Genomic DNA, 16392 nt, shown 5'->3' with positions numbered 1-16392 from the left:
CGACGGGCGGGAGGCACGCCATGCGGAACCCCTTCGGGCGCGCGGAGCCGGGCGCCGGGCCGGACGCCGGGCGGGGTGCGGGTACGCGGCGGGCGGGGGTGCTCCGGTCGCTGCTGGCCGTCGTGCTCGGCGCGCTGCCGGCGCTCGCGTTCCCCGCACCTGGGCTGTGGTGGTGGGCGTACGTCTGTCTCGTGCCCTGGCTGCTGCTTGTGCGTACGGCCCCGGGGACGCGCCGCGCCGCGCTTGACGGGTGGTGCGGGGGCATCGGGTTCCTGCTGGCCGCGCACCACTGGCTGCTGCCGAACGTGCATGTGTTCCTGCTGGTCATGGCGGCGCTGATGGGGCTGCTCTGGGTGCCGTGGGCGGTGCTCGCGCGGGCGCTGCTCGGCGGCGGGCCGAGTCTGCGGCGGGCCGTCGCGGCGCTGTTCGCCGTGCCGTCGGGGTGGCTGCTGATCGAGCTGGTGCGGTCGTGGGAGGGACTGGGCGGGCCGTGGGGGCTGCTGGGCGCGAGCCAGTGGGACGTGCCGGTGGCGCTGCGTCTGGCGTCGGTGGGCGGGGTGTGGCTGGTGAGCCTGCTGGTGGTGGCGGTGAACACGGCCGTGGTGCTGCTCGTCGCCGCGCCCGGGCTGCGGTCGGTGGGGGTGGCGGGGCTGGCCGGCTGCGCCCTGGTGGCGGGGACCGCGGCGTGGGGCGTGGGGGCACCGCGCCCGTCGGGTTCGGTGCGGGTGGCGATGGTGCAGCCGGGGGTGTACGGCGGGCCGGAGGGCGCGGAGCGGCGGCTCGACCGGGCGGCGGAGCTGACGCGCGGCCTCGCCGGGCAGCGGCTCGACCTGGTGGTGTGGGGCGAGAGCGGGGTGGGCCGGGACCCGGCCGGTGATCCGGCGCTCACCGCGCGGCTCACCGCTCTCGCGCGGACGGTGGACGCGCCGCTCCTGGTGAACGTGGACGCGCGGCGCGCGGACCGCCCCGGCATCTACAAGAGCGCGCTGCTCTTCGCGCCGGGCGGGCCGACCGGCGACCGGTACGACAAGATGCGGCTCGTGCCCTTCGGCGAGTACATACCGGCCCGGAGTCTGCTCGGCTGGGCGACGTCCGTGGGCAGGGCGGCGGAGGAGGACCGGCGGCGTGGGACGGCACCGGTCGTGATGCGCCTGCCCGACGGCGAACAGCCGCTGAGGGTCGGGCCGCTGGTCTGCTTCGAGTCCGCGTTCCCCGACATGAGCCGGCGCCTGGTCGGGGACGGGGCCGACGTGGTCGTGGTGCAGTCCGCGACCAGCACCTTCCAGCACAGCTGGGCGCCCGCGCAGCACGCCTCGCTGGCCGCGCTGCGGGCGGCGGAGACGGGCCGCCCGGTGGTGCACGCGACGCTGACGGGGATCAGCGCCGCGTACGGCCCCGACGGCCGGCGGGTGGGGCCGCCCATGGGCACGGACGTGAGCGGTGCCGTCGTACGGGAACTGCCCCTGTCGGAGGCGACGACGGGGTACGTCCGCTGGGGCGACTGGCCGCTGTACGGGGCGTTCGTCGTGGTCGGCGCGGTGTGCGCGGCGGCGGGCGCCGGGGCGCTCAGGAGGCCTGGTGGAGGGCGTCGCGGACGACCCGCTCGCACAGTTCGTGGGTGAGCAGGGCGTCACGGGCGCTGAGCGTCCTGCCGTCCCGTACGGCGTCGAGGAAGGCGAGCACGGCCTGTTCGATGCCGCGCTGCCGGGCGACCGGCACCCAGTCGCCGCGCCGGCGGACGGTGGGCTGGCCCTTGTGGTCGACGACCTCGGCGAGGTTGAGGACCTGGCGCTTGGTGTCCTGTCCCGAGACCTCCAGGACCTCCTCGGTGGAGCCGTTCATCCGGTTCATCATGCCGAGGGCGGTGAAGCCGTCGCCGGAGAGCTGGAGCACCACGTGGTGCATCAGGCCGTCGCGGATCCGGGCCCGGACGTCGATGTGGTCGACCTCGCCGGGGAGCAGGAAGCGGAGGGTGTCGACGACGTGGATGAAGTCGTCGAGGACGAGGGTGCGCGGGTCCTCGGGGAGGCCGATGCGGTTCTTCTGCAGGAGGATCAGGTCGCGCGGGTGGTCGAGGCACTGGGCGTAGCAGGGGGCGAAGCGCCGGTTGAAGCCGACGGCGAGCGAGACGCCCCGCTTCTCGGCGAGTTCGACGACCCGCTCGGAGTCGGCGTACTCGTAGGCGAGCGGCTTGTCGACGTAGGTGGGCACGCCGGCGTCGAGGAGGCGGGTGGCGATCTCGGCGTGGGCGGCGGTGGAGGCGTGCACGAAGGCCGCGTCGAGTCCGGCGGAGAGCAGCGAGTCCAGGTCCCGGTGGCGGCGCGCCTCCGGCAGGTGCAGGGTGTCGGCGACCCGCGCCAGGGTGGTGGGGGTGCGGGTCTGGAGGTGGAGTTCGGTCCCGGGGAGGGTGGCGAGGACGGGCAGGTACGCCTTCCGGGCGATGTCGCCGAGTCCGATGCAGCCGATCTTCACGGGGCTCTCTCCCTCTGCCTCTGCGGTGGTCCGACGGCCCGTGGTACGAGAGCCGTTCGCGCCGGTCAGCTTACGCGGGAGCGGTCCTGTGGGACCGGGGGACGCCAGTCGGCGATGCCGTCGAAGCCGCGGAGGAGGAAGCCGGGGCCGAAGCGCGAGACGGTCCGCACGAGCGTGTCGCGCAGGGCGACGGCGGGGCGGGCCGAGACGAGGGTGAGGGCGCCGGTGCGGGCCGCCTTGCGGACGAGGGCGGTGGTGCGGGGCAGCCGGTCGGCGGTGTACGCGGCGAGGTCCCGGTCCGGCGAGAAAGCGGCCGGGACGCGGGCGTGGTGGGCGAGGACGACGGCGTCCTCGACGGCCTGGTTCCCGCCCTGTCCGAGGCTGGGCATCATCGCGTGCGCCGCGTCGCCGAGGAGCGCGGTACGGCCCCGGTGGTGGGCGGGCAGCGGGTCGACGAGGTGGTGGACGTCGTGCCGCAGCACCTGGCCGGGCTCGGCGGCGGCGAGGATTTCGGGCACGGGGTGGTGCCAGTCGCCGAAGAGCCGGAGGAGTTCGGCCCGTTCGTCGTCGGGGGCATGGGCTCCGGCGGGCGCGGCGGCCATGGCGTACGCGTAGATCCGGCCGTCCTTCAGGGGCTGGGTCCCCCAGAGGCGTCCGGCTCCCCAGGTCTCGTGCGGGGCGAAGGGGCGGTCGGGGGCGGGGACGACGAGCCGCCAGGTGGTGCAGCCGGAGTAGCGGGGGCCGGGGTGGGCGGGGAAGAGCGCGGCGCGGGCGGCGGAGCGGATCCCGTCGGCGGCGACGGCGAGTTCGGCCTCCAGTTCGCCGTCGGGAGTGGTGACGCGGGCGGGTGTCCGGGCGTCGCCGGGGTGGGTGAGCGCGGCGGGGGCACCGGTGCGGACCGTCCCGGCGGGGAGGGCGGAGGCGAGGATCTCGACGAGGGCGGCGCGGTGGAGGAGGACGAGGGGGTCGCCGAAGCGGGCGGTGGCGGCGCGGGCGTCGGTGCGGGCGAGCCAGCGACCGTCCGGGGACCGCATCCCGCCCTCACCCTGCCAGGCGGCGAGGTCGCGGACGCGGTCGCCGAGGCCGACCGTGTCCAGGGCCCGCAGGGCGTTGGGGGCGAGGCCGATGCCCGCGCCGACGGGGGCGAGGTCGGCGGCGCGTTCCAGGACGGTGACGGCCCAGCCCCGGCGGTGGAGGGCGACGGCGGCGGTGAGGCCGCCGATGCCCGCTCCCAGGACGACGGCACGGTGCTGCGGCATGGCTGCTCCCTCGGACGGGACGACAGAGACCGCTGGACTACAGCTGTAGTTCCAGCGCTGCCGCAACCGTACTACGGGTGTAGTCCGGCGCGATAGGTAGGTTGTCCCCATGACCGCGCGCACCCCGCCCCAGGCCCCCGCACCGGGCCCCGGCGCCGCCTCCGCTCCCCCGACCCGTGCCGAGCGGATCGGCGACGCGGCGCTCGACCTGCTGGTGGAGCGCGGGATGCGCGGGCTGACCCACCGGGCGGTGGACGAGCGCGCCGGACTGCCGCAGGGCTCGACCTCCAACCACGCGCGCACCCGCCAGGCCCTCCTGGAGACGGCCGTGCGCCGCCAGGCCGAGCGCGAGGCCCAGGTCCTCGCCCCGCACGAGCTGCCGCCGCCCGGCGCGGACCCCGGCCTCCTCGCGGACGCCCTCGCGCTCGCGCTGCACCGCTATCTGACCGACCACCGCGCGCTGCTCGTCTCCCGCTACGAGCTGGCCCTGGAGGCGACCCGCCGCCCCGAGCTGCGCGGCTTCTTCGACCGGGCGGGCTCCGCCTTCCGCGACCCGGTGGTCGCGATGATGCGCGGCGCCGGCTCGCCGGCCCCGGAGCGGCACGCACTCTCGGTCATCGCCTGGTGCGAGGGGCTGATGTTCTCCTGCGCCGCCGGCTCCTTCCACGCGGCCGTACCGAGCCGTACGGAACTGCGGACCGGCTTCGACGAGCTGCTGCGCGGAATGCTCACCGGGCCGACACGCCAAACCGCTGGCGCCCGGCCCGACGGTCCGTCACGATGCCCCTCATGACCACCGATCACACCGCGGCACCCGAGCGCGTCTGGCCGGCCACCACCACGGGCGAGCGCCAGGCCCTCGAACAGTGGCTCGACTTCCATCGCGCGACCCTCGCGACGAAGTGCGCGGGCCTCACCGACGAGCAGCTCCGCACCGTCTCCGTCCCGCCCTCCGATCTCAACCTGCTCGGCCTGGTGCGCCACATGGCGGAGGTCGAGCGCGGCTGGTTCCGCAAGGTCCTCTCCGGCGAGGAGACCCCCTGGCTCTACGCCACCGACGAGGACTTCGACCGGGACATCCGCACGACCGAGGACGACACCTACGAGGAGGCCCACGCCACCTGGCAGGCCGAGATCGCCCACGCCCGCGCGCTGGCCGCGAAGCACTCCCTCGACGACATCGGCGCGGGCCACCACCACCGCACCGGCGAGCTCTACAACCTGCGCTGGATCTACCTCCACATGATCGAGGAGTACGCGCGGCACAATGGCCACGCCGACCTCATCCGCGAGCGCATCGACGGCGCCACCGGCGCCTGACGCCCTGTCCCCCGGGCCACCCGGTCAAGGGGACGACCGGCCGCTCACCCGTGCGGGGCATTCCCCGCCGGTAGGGGTTCGAAGATCGTCTTCGGACCAGCAGAGTGGCGCGGGTGCAAGGAACCCGAACCCCCGCGCAGCTCCTGGCCGGCGCGGCCGTCGCCGCCGCCCTGACCGGGTGCATGGCCGTCGACGGCCCGCCCCCGGTCCCCGCCCCGGCCCCCGCGCCCACCGCCGAGCCCGTACGGCCCGCCCAGGACGTGGAGCCGCAGATCGTCCTCCAGGGGCCGGCCAGGGAAGCGCTCGAAGCGGCCCTCCCCTCGCCGGCGCCCACCGCCGTCCCGCCTCGCGGCGAGACCCGGCGCGCCACCGGCGACGCGGCCCCGTCCCGTACTCCCGCCCCGACCCGTACCGCCACCGTCCCCGAGCCCTCCGCCGCCCCGGAGCCCTCCCCCGTCCCCGACCGTCCGCCGGCCCTGCCCCGGGCCCGGGCCCGGGCCGAGGTGCCGCGCCCGTTCGTGCCCGAGGTCCACAAGCCGGAGCGGGCGGCGGGGCGGCCGGAGGAGGCGCCCCCGGTCACCGGCGCGGACGTGTGCGAGCTGGGTGAGCGGTACGGCGCCTGGAAGTCGGGAAGCGCGCGGGCCGAGCTGTGCCAGGGCGCGTCCGAGCGGCACTGAGCGCGGTCCCCTGGGCGGCTCACCCCTCGCGCAGCCGCCGGTCCAGCCGTTCGATCGCGGCCCGGACGCCCCTCCCGTAGCCGTCGTCGTCGAGGGCCTCGGAGGCGGCGCGGGCCCTGTCCAGGTGGGTCCGTGCCGCGTCCGGCCGCCGCAGTTTGGCGTAGTCGGCGGCGAGGTTGAGGTGGAGCGAGGGGTAGAGGGCCCGCAGGGCGGCGGCCGAGCCGTGCGCGGCCGCCCGCCCGTCCTCCAGGCCCTCGGCGGCGCTCAGGGCGCGCAGGTCCCAGGCCAGTTCGGTGTCCGGGTCGTCCTGGGCGTCCGCCAGGTAGTGGGCGAGGGTGCAGCGGTGGAGGGGGTCCCCGTCGGGGTCGAGCTGCTGCCACAGGGTGCCGAGGCGGTTGCGGGCCTCCTCCCGGTCCCCGCCGTGGAGCAGCATCCTCGCCTGCCCGATCCTGGTCAGGACCCCCTCGTCCGACGTCCGCTGCTGCTCGGTCACCCGGCCTCCCGGCGCTCGCACTGCGTGGAGGAACGACGCTAACCGGCCGCGGCCCCGATCACGCCGAGGCTCAGCCGAGGTCCGGGATGCGCCAGTCGATCGGCTCGTGGCCCTGGGCGGCGACGGCCTCGTTGATCTGGGTGAACGGCCTGGAGCCGAAGAACTTCTTCGCCGACAGCGGCGAGGGGTGGGCACCCTTCACCACGACGTGCCGCTCCTCGTCGATGAGGGGCAGCTTCTTCTGGGCGTAGTTGCCCCACAGGACGAAGACGGCGGGGTCCGGGCGGGAGGCGACGGCCTTGATGACGGCGTCGGTGAACTTCTCCCAGCCCTTGCCCTTGTGCGAGTTCGCCTCGCCGGCGCGGACGGTGAGGACCGCGTTGAGCAGCAGCACGCCCTGCCGGGCCCACGGCATCAGATAGCCGTTGTCCGGGATCGGAAGGCCCAGCTCGGCCTGCATCTCCTTGTAGATGTTCCGCAGGGACGGCGGGGTCTTCACGCCGGGCCGGACGGAGAAGCACAGGCCGTGGCCCTGGCCCTCGCCGTGGTACGGGTCCTGACCGAGGATCAGGACCTTCACCCGGTCGTACGGGGTGGCCTCCAGGGCCGCGAAGACCTCGTCCTTCGGCGGGTAGACCGGACCGGCGGCCCGCTCCTGCTCGACGAACTCGACGAGCTGGGCGAAGTACGGCTTGTCCAGATCCTCGCCGAGGACGCCCCGCCAGGATTCGGGCAGCATGTTGATGTCGGTCACGGTCCACACCCTCCGGTGGTTCGGCAGTTCCGGACACGGAACCTACCGGGCCCCACTGACAGCGGGTCCCGGCGGCTCCCGTACCGGCGGCCTCCCCGGCCTTACCAGCTGGCCCGGCGGTGCAGCTCCCACAGCTGCATGACGGTCTGCGGGTCGAGGGCGCGCTCGCCGCCGCCGATGTCCTCGCGGGCCGCGATGTACAGCTTGCCCTGCCACAGCGGCAGCAGCCGGACGTCGTCGACCATGATCGACTGGGCCTCGACGAACTCGTCGGTGACGGCCCCGCGGTCGCTCTCGCGGCGGGACTTGGGCAGCAGTTCGTCGGTGATGCGCGGGCTCAGGTAGGGGGTGCCGAGCACGTTCTTCTTGCCGACGAAGGGGGCGACGAAGTTGTCCGGGTCCGGGAAGTCGGGGAACCAGCCGCGGCCGAAGACGGGGTACTCGCCCTTCTGGTAGGCGGCCTGGTACTCGGTCCACGGCTTGCCCTGGACGGTGACCTTGAAGAGGCCGGACTCCTCCAGCTGGCGCTTCAGCTCGGCGAACTCGGCGGCGGTCGAGGAGCCGTACCGATCGGTCGTGTACCAGAGGTTCAGCTCGACCTTCTCGGTGATGCCGGCCTTCTCCAGGATCTTCTTCGCCTTGGCCCTGTCGGGGTGGCCGTAGGTGTCGAAGAACTTGGTGGTGTGGGCGGCGATGCCCTTGGGCACCATCGAGTACAGCGGCTCGGCGGTGCCCCGGTAGACCTTGCTGACCAGTTCGTCGCGGTCGACGACCTGGGCGATCGCCTTGCGGACCGCCGGGTCGGCGACGGACTCGTCCTCGGTGTTGAAGACCAGGTAGCGGATGTCGGCGCCGGTGGACTCGACCAGCTGGAGGCCCTGGTTCTCCTCCTTGTCGTCCTGGAGGGAGCTCACCTCCTCGGCGGTCAGACCGCGGTAGGTGGCGTCGATCTCCTCGGCGTGCAGCGCCTTGACCATCGCCTCCGACTCGTCGAAGTACTTGATGGTCACGCCGCCGTTCTTGCGGTCGGCGAAGCCCTTGTACTTCGGGTTGCGGGACAGCTCGGCCTGCTTGCGCTCCTCGTAGCCGTCGAGGACGTACGGGCCGGAGCCGGCGATCTTGCCGTCCTTCTTGCGCAGCTGGTCGGCCGGGTACTCGGCCGGGTCCACGATCGACATCGCGGGGGTGGCGAGGACGAAGGGGAAGGTGGCGTCGGCCTTGTTGAGCTTGAAGACGACCGTGCGGTCGCCGACCGTCTCGATGGAGTTGAGCGAGCCGAGCATGCCGTTGGGGCCGCCCTCGGCGTCGATCGTGCGGATGCGCTCGATCGAGTGCCGCACGGCCTCGGCGTCGAGCTTGTGGCCGTTGGAGAACGTGAGCCCCTCGAAGAGCGTGCACTCGAAGATCCGGCTGGACGTGTCCGTGAATTTGCAGTCGGCCGCGTCCGGCTTCGGGGTGGTGGTTCCCGTGGGGAAACTCAGGAGGGTCTGGTAGACGTTCCTGAAAAGCTCCCAGGAATTGTCCCAGGAAGCCGCCGGATCGAGGGTGGAGGGGGAACTCGTCGTCCCGATCGTGATCCTCTGCTCCCCGGCGGATTCGGTATCCGAGAAAACACCGCATCCGGATACCAGGGATATGGACGCAAGGGCTGCAGCGGCCTGCAGACTCGTCCGGTTGAACACGTGCACGCTCCTCGTTCAGCCTGGGGTCGGCCGACGATACCGCAGTACCCCGCCAGGTCAATGGGTGAGCCCGGCGGGGCACTTGAGGCAATCGATACGCAATCGGGGCCAATCCGGACACGAAATCCGGGAAGTGTCCGGTATTCGGTCAGCCGACTCCGGCGTTCAGGAAAACGCCGCCGTCGACGACCAGCGTCTGGCCCGTGATCCAGGCCGACCGGTCCGAGGTCAGGAAGGCCGCGGCGCCCCCGATGTCCTCCGGCACGCCGAGCCGGCCCAGCGGGTAGGCGGCGGCCGCCTCGGCCTCCCGGCCCTCGTAGAGCGCCTGGGCGAATTTCGTCTTCACGACGGCCGGCGCGATCGCGTTGACCCGGACCGCCGGCGCGAATTCGTGCGCCAGCTGCTGGGTCAGGTTGATCATGGCGGCCTTGCTCACCCCGTACGCCCCGATGAAGGGGGAGGCGGAGATTCCGGCGACGGAGGCGATGTTCACGATCGTGCCGCCGTTCTCCTTCTGCCAGGCGTGCCAGGTCCGCTGCGCGAAACCGAGCGCCGAGACGACATTGGTCTCGAAGACCTTTCGGGCCACGTCCAGGTCCAGGTCCGCGAGGGGGCCGAAGACCGGGTTCGTACCGGCGTTGTTCACCAGGTGGTCGAGGCGGCCGAAGGTGTCCATCGCGGCCTCGACGGCGGCGGCCTGGTGGGCTGCGTCGTGGGCCTTGCCCGCCACCCCGACCGCCCGGTCGGCGCCGAGGCGCTCCACGGCCTCCTTGAGGGCGTCCTGGCCGCGCCCGGTGATGACGACCCGGTCGCCGCGGGCGACGAGCGCCTCCGCGATGCCGTAGCCGATGCCCCGGCTGGCGCCGGTGACGAGCGCGACCCTGCCGGAGGGCTCCGGCGGCTGCTGTGCGGTCATCCCGCTCCCCTCACTCTCGTCTCTCGCCGCGGGGTCAGTTGAGCGGGCCGCCGGCCACGTACATGACCTGGCCGGAGACGAAGCCGGCGTCGTCGCCCGTGAAGAAGGCGATGGCGTTGGCGACGTCCTCGGGCCGGCCGACGCGCGCGACCGGGATCATGGAGGCGGCGGCGGCCTGGAACTCCTCGAAGCCCATGCCGACCCGCTCGGCGGTCTGGGCGGTCATCTCGGTGACGATGAAGCCGGGGGCGACGGCGTTGGCGGTGATGCCGAACTTGCCGAGCTCCTTGGCGAGGGTCTTGGTGAAGCCCTGCAGACCGGCCTTGACGGCCGAGTAGTTGGCCTGGCCGCGGTTGCCGAGCGCCGAGGAGGAGGAGAGCGAGACGATCCGGCCGAAGCCCGCGTCGACCATGTGCTTCTGACAGGCCTTCGCCATCAGGAACGCACCCTTGAGGTGCACGTTCATGACCGTGTCCCAGTCGGACTCGGACATCTTGAAGAGGAGGTTGTCGCGGAGCACGCCGGCGTTGTTGACGAGGATCGTCGGCGCGCCGAGCTCGGCGGCGACCCGGGCGACCGCGGCCTCCACCTGGGCGCCGTCGGAGACGTCGCAGCCCACCGCGAGGGCGCGGCCGCCGGCGGCGGTGATCTTCTCGACGGTGTCCTTGCAGGCCGCCTCGTCGAGGTCGAGGACGGCGACGGCACGGCCCTCGGCCGCGAGGCGGACGGCGGTGGCGGCGCCGATGCCCCGTGCGGCACCGGTGACGACGGCTACGCGCTGCTCGGTGGTGGACATGGTTGCTTCTCCTCGCCCTCAGGGGTTCCCGGGCTCTCCGCCGGGACATGAGCGACCGCTTAGTATCGACCGCAGGACGAGACGCTAGAAGCCCTGGCACCCGGTGTCAACGGCCCACCGGGTGCGCCCTGTCACTCCGTCGTCACCGCACGGGGAGGGGGCGGGTCACCGCACCAGGAGATCGAGCAGGCGCTCCACCTCCGCCTCGGGGTCGGCGGTGAGGCCCGTATGGACCGGACCCGGCTGGACCACCGTGGAGCGCGGCGCGATCAGCCAGCGGAAGCGCCGCCCCGCGTCGTCCCCCGCGGCCTGCCCGGCCGCGTCCCCGCCGAGGCAGACCCCTTCGACGGCGCGCAGGGCCGCGCGGACGCCGGCGACGTCGGCCGCCGGGTCGAGCGCGGCCAGCCTGGCCTCGTCGAGGTGGGTGCGGGCGGCGACGAAGGACCGGGCGCGGCAGTAGACGACCACGCCCGCGTTGAAGCACTCGCCGCGCTCGACGCGCGGCACCACGCGCAGCAGCGCGTACTCGAAGACATCGCGGTCGGTCACGTGGTGCTGTCCTTCTCGGGGGCGTGGTGCGGCCGGGGGGCGAGGCGCTCGGCGAGCCAGCCGGGCGGCTGCTGCGGGCGGCGTTCGGCGCGCGGGCCGAGGGTGATCCGCTCGTGGATGGTGGCGGCGCGCGGCAGCAGGGCCTCGACGTACGCGGCGCGCAGCGCGTCGGTGGAGTCGAAGCCGGGCTCGTCCACCAGCCACTCGTCGGGCACGTCGGCGGCGACCTCGTCGAGCAGTTCCCTGGTGACGAGCGGCGCCAGTTCGGCGGCGGCCGCGGCGATGTCCGGGGCGAAGGGGGCGAGGGCGTGGTCGGAGGCGTCGTACGGCCTGGCGGCGGAGGCGGCGGCGCCCGGCCAGTTGTGGTGCCAGATCATGGTGGCGCCGTGGTCGATGAGCCAGAGGTCGCCGTGCCAGACGAGCATGTTCGGGTTGCGCCAGGACCGGTCGACGTTGTTGATCACCGCGTCGAACCAGACGACCTTCCCGGCCTCCTCCGGGCCGACCTCGTACGCGAGCGGGTCGAAGCCCAGCGAGCCCGGCAGGAAGTCCATCCCCAGGTTGAGCCCGCCGCTCGCCTTGAGCAGCTCCTGCACCTCCTGGTCTGGCTCGGAGAGCCCGATGACCGGGTCGAGCTGAAGGGTGACCAGCTCGGGCACACGCAGCCCGAGCCGCCGGGCGAGCTGCCCGCAGATCACCTCGGCGACGAGGGTCTTGCGTCCCTGTCCGGCACCGGTGAACTTCATGACGTACGTGCCGAGGTCGTCTGCCTCGACGATCCCCGGGAGCGATCCACCCTCACGCAAGGGCGTGACGTAGCGGGTCGCTGCGACCTCTTCCAACACTTTCCCAGGCCACCCATCTCTTCAGCCTTACGACCCACGGACGACCTCTCCGGGGCACAGAGGCAGGAATCACCGGTCGACGGCGCTGGGGAGAATCCGGGGAGTTTCGGCCGGCGAGCCGGTCTCCCCGCTCCCCCAGCAGCCCGTCGACGGCGCCGCGTCCCTTGCTGCCGACTTCCGGCATGAAGTGAGCATAGTAACCGGGGGTGATCGTCGGCTGGGAGCGTCCGAGCCACCGAGCCGGGGCACGAGGGACTCCCCGGCTTCCCACACGATCGAGGCGTAGGCGTGCTGACGCACGTGGAGGCCGCGGCCGTCCGCGATCGGGATGCGGTGCTCGTGATGGCCATCGTCGTCACCGCGGTCGTCGCTCTCGCGGCCGGCTACCCGCTCGGGCGGATGCACCCGTGGCAACGACGGATGACTGGGCAGCCGATCAGGTCCGCTTCGGCCGCCGGCCCGTCGCCCTCCTGGTCCACGTCGTCACCGCGCCACGCACCAGCTGAAGCTTCGTCCGCGCCGCGGTCACCGAGACACAGGCGCCCGCCGGTGCCCGTACGGATCCGGGGCCGCCCTCCGCACCGACTGGGAAGGAACCGTGTGGACACCGGTGGCACGATCAGGCGCCGTCACCCAGGCGTAGGTGCCGGTCGGCTCGGCGGGGCACTCACAGTTGGCGCCGCACTCCGGCTTCGTGTACCAGTTCCTCGGTCTGGTCGGACCAGTCACCGTGCATGGCTGCGGCACCTGCCCCCTGACGCCAGGTGGGCAGCAGGGGGTGCCTGCGCTGGTCCTCGATGGCCAGCGCGAAGGCTGCGTAGACGGCGGCCGCCGCGAGGAGGAGGCCGACGATGCCCGCGGTGTCCTTCCATGTCTCGGAAGCGGACAGCTCGTGGACGCCTGTCACCGCGAAGCGGAGCGATGACAGCGCGATGACTCCGGACGCCACGGGTTTTCCCGGACCGGCGGCCGCCACGGGGACCCACAGGACCAGGGCTGACAGCACGAGCAGCAGTCCGGCGGCCTCGCTGGTGGTGCCCGGTGGACCGGCAAGGGTGATCAGGCCCAGGGACAGCCATGTGCCTGCCAGTACCGCCATGCCGGTCGCTGCGGCCGCGTCCCGGCACAAGAAGCCGAGTAGCGCCGCGACGGCCTGCAGGGGGAAGACGAACGCCACCAGCACCAGGGCGACGGCGTTGCCCTGGGCCTGTGGCACCCAGCCCAGCTGCAGCCCGGCCACGACGAAGGTGCCGGCGGCCAGTCCCAGGAAGCCCATGGGCAGCGGGGTGGCGAGCGGGCGCAGGTGCACCACGGCCGACGGTGCCGACCGCGGCGGTGCGATGCCTGTCATCAGTCCTCCTTCGTAGGAAGTGCCCCCCCCGGCCCCAGCGTGGCAAGGCTCGGTCTGCACCGCACGGTCAGTATCGGCCGGCCCCTCTTGAGTGGGTTGTGCCTCCGCGGGCGCGGCTGTCCATGCACGCGAGTGGCGTCCGTTCGAGTTCCGTTAGCCTGCCACCCGTGGGGGTACCGATGACCGGTCTGCACACCGAGGCCGGAGGGTGTCATGGAGTCTTCTGCGGACCGGATCGCGAATCCCTGGGGCGGCCGGGTGCCCCACGAACGGCATGCGCCGTGGCGAGCACGGGTGGACACGTTCCTGGCCGACGGCATGGAGCCCGGCATGGTGCAGAAGTGGGTGCAGGCCGCGTCGATCCTGCACTCGGACGGGGACGCCATGGACATCGCGGTCGTCGACGGCCGGATGGTGGGTGTACGCGGACGGGCGGTCGACCGTGTCAACCGGGGCAGGCTCGGTCCGAAGGACCTCTTCGGCTGGCAGGCCAACGCCTCACCCGACCGGCTGACGCGCCCGCTGGTCCGGGAGGGCGGAAGGCTGGTGGAGACGGACTGGGAGACGGCGATGAACCGTGTCGTGGCCCGCTCCGGGGAGCTGTTGCGCGATCGGGGACCGGGGTCCATCGGCTTCTACACCACGGGGCAGCTGTTCCTGGAGGAGTACTACACCCTTGCGGTTCTCGCCCGGGCCGGGATCGGCACGAACCACCTGGACGGCAACACGCGCCTGTGCACCGCCACCGCCGCGGAGGCGCTGAAGGAGACCTTCGGCTGCGACGGGCAGCCCGGCAGCTACGACGACATCGACCACGCGGACGTCATCGCGCTTTTCGGCCATAACCTCGCGGAGACCCAGCCCGTCCAGTGGATGCGCATCCTCGATCGGCTGGAGGGAGTCGAGCCGCCCCGGCTGCTCTGTGTCGACCCGCGGCCGACGCTCGTGGCCCGCCGCGCCGCGGTGCACCTGGCACCGCGCCCCGGCACGAACGTGGCACTGCTGAACGCCCTTCTGCACGAAACGATCCGCCACGACCGGATCGACCATGCGTACGTCGAAGCGCACACGGTCGGCTTCGAGGAGCTGGTGGCCCGGGTGCGGGACTGCACTCCGCAGTGGGCGGCCGGCATCTGCGACGTCCCCGCCGCCCGGATCGCCGAGGCCGCCGAACTCGTCGGAACCGCGGACCGGCTTCTGTCCACCGTGCTGCAGGGCGTCTACCAGTCGCACCAGGCCACGGCGGCGGCCGTGCAGATCAACAACCTCCACCTGATCCGCGGCATGCTCGGGAAGCCCGGCGCCGGCCTGCTGCAGATGAACGGGCAGCCCACCGCGCAGAACACCCGCGAGTGCGGGGCCAACGGCGATCTGCCGGGATTCCGTAACTGGCAGAACGACGCGCACGTCGCCGATCTCGCGGAGGTCTGGAACGTCGACCCCGCGACGATCCCCCACTACGCGCCGCCGACCCACGCCATGCAGATGTTCCGGTACGCCGAACAGGGCTCCCTGCGCATGCTCTGGATCAGCGGGACGAACCCCGCCGTCTCCCTGCCCGAGCTGGGCCGTATCCGCTCCATCCTGTCGCAGGAGCGGCTCTTCACGGTGGTGCAGGACCTGTTCCTTACCGAGACCGCGCAGCTCGCGGACGTGGTGCTGCCCGCGGCGACGTGGGCCGAGAAGACCGGTACGTTCACCAACGCCGACCGCACGGTGCACCTGTCGGACAAGGCGGTGGAGCCTCCCGGTGAGGCGAGGCCGGACCTCGACGTCTTCCTGGACTACGCCGCGCGCATGGACTTCCGCGACAAGGACGGCGGACCGCTGATCGGCTGGCACGACCCCGAATCGGCCTTCGAGGCGTGGAAGCGGTGCAGTGCCGGCCGACCGTGTGACTACACCGGGCTGACCTACGCCAAACTGCGCGGCGGAAGCGGTATCCAGTGGCCCGTCAACGAGCAGGCACCCGACGGCACCAGCCGGTTGTACACCGACGGCATCACCTGGGCGCACGCCGACGTGTGCGAGCACTACGGCAAGGACCTCGTGACCGGAGCCGCGGACAGCGCGGTCGAGTACCGCTCCCTCAACCCCGACGGCAAGGCCATGCTCAAGGCCGCCGACTACCTGCCGCCGCACGAGACGACCGACGACGAGTACCCGTTCCAGCTCACGACCGGACGGACCCTGTACCAGTTCCACACCCGTACCAAGACCGGCCGTGCGCCGCAGTTGAACGCGGCGGCGCCCGAGGTGTGGGTGGAGCTCTCCGCCGCCGACGCGCAGCGGCTCGACCTCAACGAGGGCGATGTGGTGGAGGTGCGAACGGCCAGGGGAGCCCTGCGGGGCCGGCTGCGCGTCACGGACCTGCGGCCGGGGGTGGTCTTCGTACCGTTCCACTACGGCTACTGGGACACCCCCTCCGGTGCCGGCCCGGACGTCGCCGCCCCGGGACGGGCCGCCAACGAGACCACCGTCACCGACTGGGACCCGGCCTCCAAACAGCCCCTGTTCAAGACGGCCGCGGCCGCGGTCACCCTCGTCGAACGCGGCGGCAAAGAGCCCTCCCCCGCCCCCACCACGACAGCCTCCGCCCCGGTACGCCCCGACGCCGCGCCGGCCACCGCGGGAGGACCCACGGCACAGGTGTCCCAGGTGCCGGACGCGACCTGGGACAGGAAGGAAGACCACCGGTGAACGGCATCACCCTCGCCCTGCGCACCCTCCACCACGGCGAACGCAACGTCGTCCACGAGCTCATGGCGCTGTCCGAACGGCACCGCGCCGACCACGAGGTCCACCATGTCGCCACCGATATCGCAGCGTGGTCCCGCGAGCACCTGCGGCGCCTCGCCGAGACGGCCGCCCACTACGGCCTCGACCTCGCCGGCCCGCCCGGCGACAGCTCCGACGGCCTGCTCGCCTCGCTCAGGAGGAAGGCGTCCGACCTGACGGGCAGCCGTCCCGAACCCGCCCTGCTGCTTCTGCGGGACCTGCGCGAGACGCACCTGGCGGCCACGCACGTGTCCCTTCATTGGGAGATGCTCGCCCAGGCCGCCCAGGCATCCAAGGACACCCGGCTCCTCGCCCTCGCCTCCTCCTGCCATCCGCGGACCCTGCGGCAGATGCGCTGGACCAACACCATGATCAAGAATCTGGCGCCGCAGGCCCTCACCTCCCTGTAGCCGTCCCCGTGGCCTTGCATGTCACGCCGGAAGAACCCGGCACGGGCTCTGGCGTCACGGCGGAAGGCCGGCCTGTCCGGGTGTCCGAGC

16 protein-coding genes are annotated in these 16392 nt (G+C 72.9%); 6 read left to right on the top strand and 10 right to left on the bottom strand.

Translation table 11 applies throughout. The features are described 5' to 3' along the window. The first annotated feature begins 20 nt into the window (after window positions 1–20). On the top strand, window positions 21–1622 hold the full coding sequence (gene lnt / locus QK442_RS02685) for an apolipoprotein N-acyltransferase (protein ID WP_282692134.1): 1602 nt from the start codon (window positions 21–23) through the stop codon (window positions 1620–1622). Here the strand turns inward: lnt and QK442_RS02680 are convergent. Both QK442_RS02680 and QK442_RS02675 read right to left on the bottom strand, forming a co-directional pair. Continuing rightward, a complete protein-coding gene (locus QK442_RS02680; RefSeq protein ID WP_282692133.1) occupies window positions 1567–2472 on the bottom strand; it encodes a Gfo/Idh/MocA family oxidoreductase in 906 nt (301 codons plus the stop codon). The genes lnt and QK442_RS02680 overlap by 56 nt on opposite strands. 65 nt (window positions 2473–2537) lie before the next feature. Further along, on the bottom strand, window positions 2538–3731 hold the full coding sequence (locus QK442_RS02675; protein WP_282692132.1) for an FAD-dependent monooxygenase: 1194 nt from the start codon (window positions 3729–3731) through the stop codon (window positions 2538–2540). Window positions 3732–3840: 109 nt separating this feature from the next. Between QK442_RS02675 and QK442_RS02670 the strand changes: the two genes are divergently transcribed. From QK442_RS02670 to QK442_RS02660, 3 genes are all read left to right on the top strand, one after another. Then, complete coding sequence (locus tag QK442_RS02670) at window positions 3841–4524, top strand: TetR family transcriptional regulator (protein WP_282692131.1); 684 nt, start codon at window positions 3841–3843, stop codon at window positions 4522–4524. Then, a complete protein-coding gene (locus QK442_RS02665; RefSeq protein ID WP_282692130.1) occupies window positions 4512–5051 on the top strand; it encodes a DinB family protein in 540 nt (179 codons plus the stop codon). Before QK442_RS02670 ends, QK442_RS02665 begins: the two co-directional genes overlap by 13 nt. A gap of 113 nt (window positions 5052–5164) precedes the next feature. Continuing rightward, entirely contained in the window at window positions 5165–5728 is a 564-nt protein-coding gene (locus tag QK442_RS02660) for a hypothetical protein (protein WP_282692129.1), read from the top strand. A gap of 19 nt (window positions 5729–5747) precedes the next feature. Here the strand turns inward: QK442_RS02660 and QK442_RS02655 are convergent, their stop codons facing one another. The 8 genes from QK442_RS02655 to QK442_RS02620 all read right to left on the bottom strand — a co-directional run bounded on the left by QK442_RS02655 (window position 5748) and on the right by QK442_RS02620 (window position 13114). Then, window positions 5748–6221, bottom strand: a complete 474-nt coding sequence (locus QK442_RS02655; protein ID WP_282692128.1) for a hypothetical protein — start codon at window positions 6219–6221, stop codon at window positions 5748–5750. A 70-nt stretch (window positions 6222–6291) separates the two neighbouring features. Then, a complete protein-coding gene (ung, locus tag QK442_RS02650) occupies window positions 6292–6975 on the bottom strand; it encodes a uracil-DNA glycosylase (RefSeq protein ID WP_282692127.1) in 684 nt (227 codons plus the stop codon). Between the two features lie 101 nt (window positions 6976–7076). Then, window positions 7077–8657 carry an ABC transporter substrate-binding protein gene (locus tag QK442_RS02645; protein WP_282692126.1) on the bottom strand — a complete coding sequence of 527 codons (1581 nt, stop codon included), beginning with the start codon at window positions 8655–8657 and terminating at the stop codon, window positions 7077–7079. Between the two features lie 148 nt (window positions 8658–8805). After that, complete coding sequence (locus QK442_RS02640; protein ID WP_282692125.1) at window positions 8806–9573, bottom strand: SDR family oxidoreductase; 768 nt, start codon at window positions 9571–9573, stop codon at window positions 8806–8808. A 34-nt stretch (window positions 9574–9607) separates the two neighbouring features. Then, window positions 9608–10369 (bottom strand): 3-oxoacyl-ACP reductase FabG, encoded by a 762-nt coding sequence (gene fabG, locus QK442_RS02635; protein ID WP_282692124.1) that lies wholly within the window; start codon window positions 10367–10369, stop codon window positions 9608–9610. A gap of 165 nt (window positions 10370–10534) precedes the next feature. Then, window positions 10535–10918 carry a DUF3037 domain-containing protein gene (locus QK442_RS02630; protein WP_282692123.1) on the bottom strand — a complete coding sequence of 128 codons (384 nt, stop codon included), beginning with the start codon at window positions 10916–10918 and terminating at the stop codon, window positions 10535–10537. Continuing rightward, entirely contained in the window at window positions 10915–11760 is an 846-nt protein-coding gene (locus tag QK442_RS02625) for a HipA family kinase (protein WP_349239629.1), read from the bottom strand. The genes QK442_RS02630 and QK442_RS02625 overlap by 4 nt, the downstream gene beginning before the upstream one ends. 670 nt (window positions 11761–12430) lie before the next feature. Further along, the gene (locus tag QK442_RS02620) at window positions 12431–13114 is read right to left on the bottom strand and encodes a GPR1/FUN34/YaaH family transporter (protein ID WP_282692121.1); all 684 of its coding nucleotides are present in this window, start codon (window positions 13112–13114) and stop codon (window positions 12431–12433) included. A 213-nt stretch (window positions 13115–13327) separates the two neighbouring features. On the opposite strand from QK442_RS02620, the gene QK442_RS02615 reads away from it, so the two are divergent. Both QK442_RS02615 and QK442_RS02610 read left to right on the top strand, forming a co-directional pair. Further along, a complete protein-coding gene (locus QK442_RS02615; RefSeq protein WP_282692120.1) occupies window positions 13328–15814 on the top strand; it encodes a nitrate reductase in 2487 nt (828 codons plus the stop codon). After that, window positions 15811–16302, top strand: a complete 492-nt coding sequence (locus QK442_RS02610; RefSeq protein ID WP_282692119.1) for a hypothetical protein — start codon at window positions 15811–15813, stop codon at window positions 16300–16302. The genes QK442_RS02615 and QK442_RS02610 overlap by 4 nt, the downstream gene beginning before the upstream one ends. Window positions 16303–16392 lie beyond the last annotated feature (90 nt).

This window comes from Streptomyces sp. CC208A (assembly GCF_030010625.1).
GTDB lineage: Bacteria > Actinomycetota > Actinomycetes > Streptomycetales > Streptomycetaceae > Streptomyces.
This window is presented reverse-complemented; position numbering and strand designations above follow the sequence as displayed.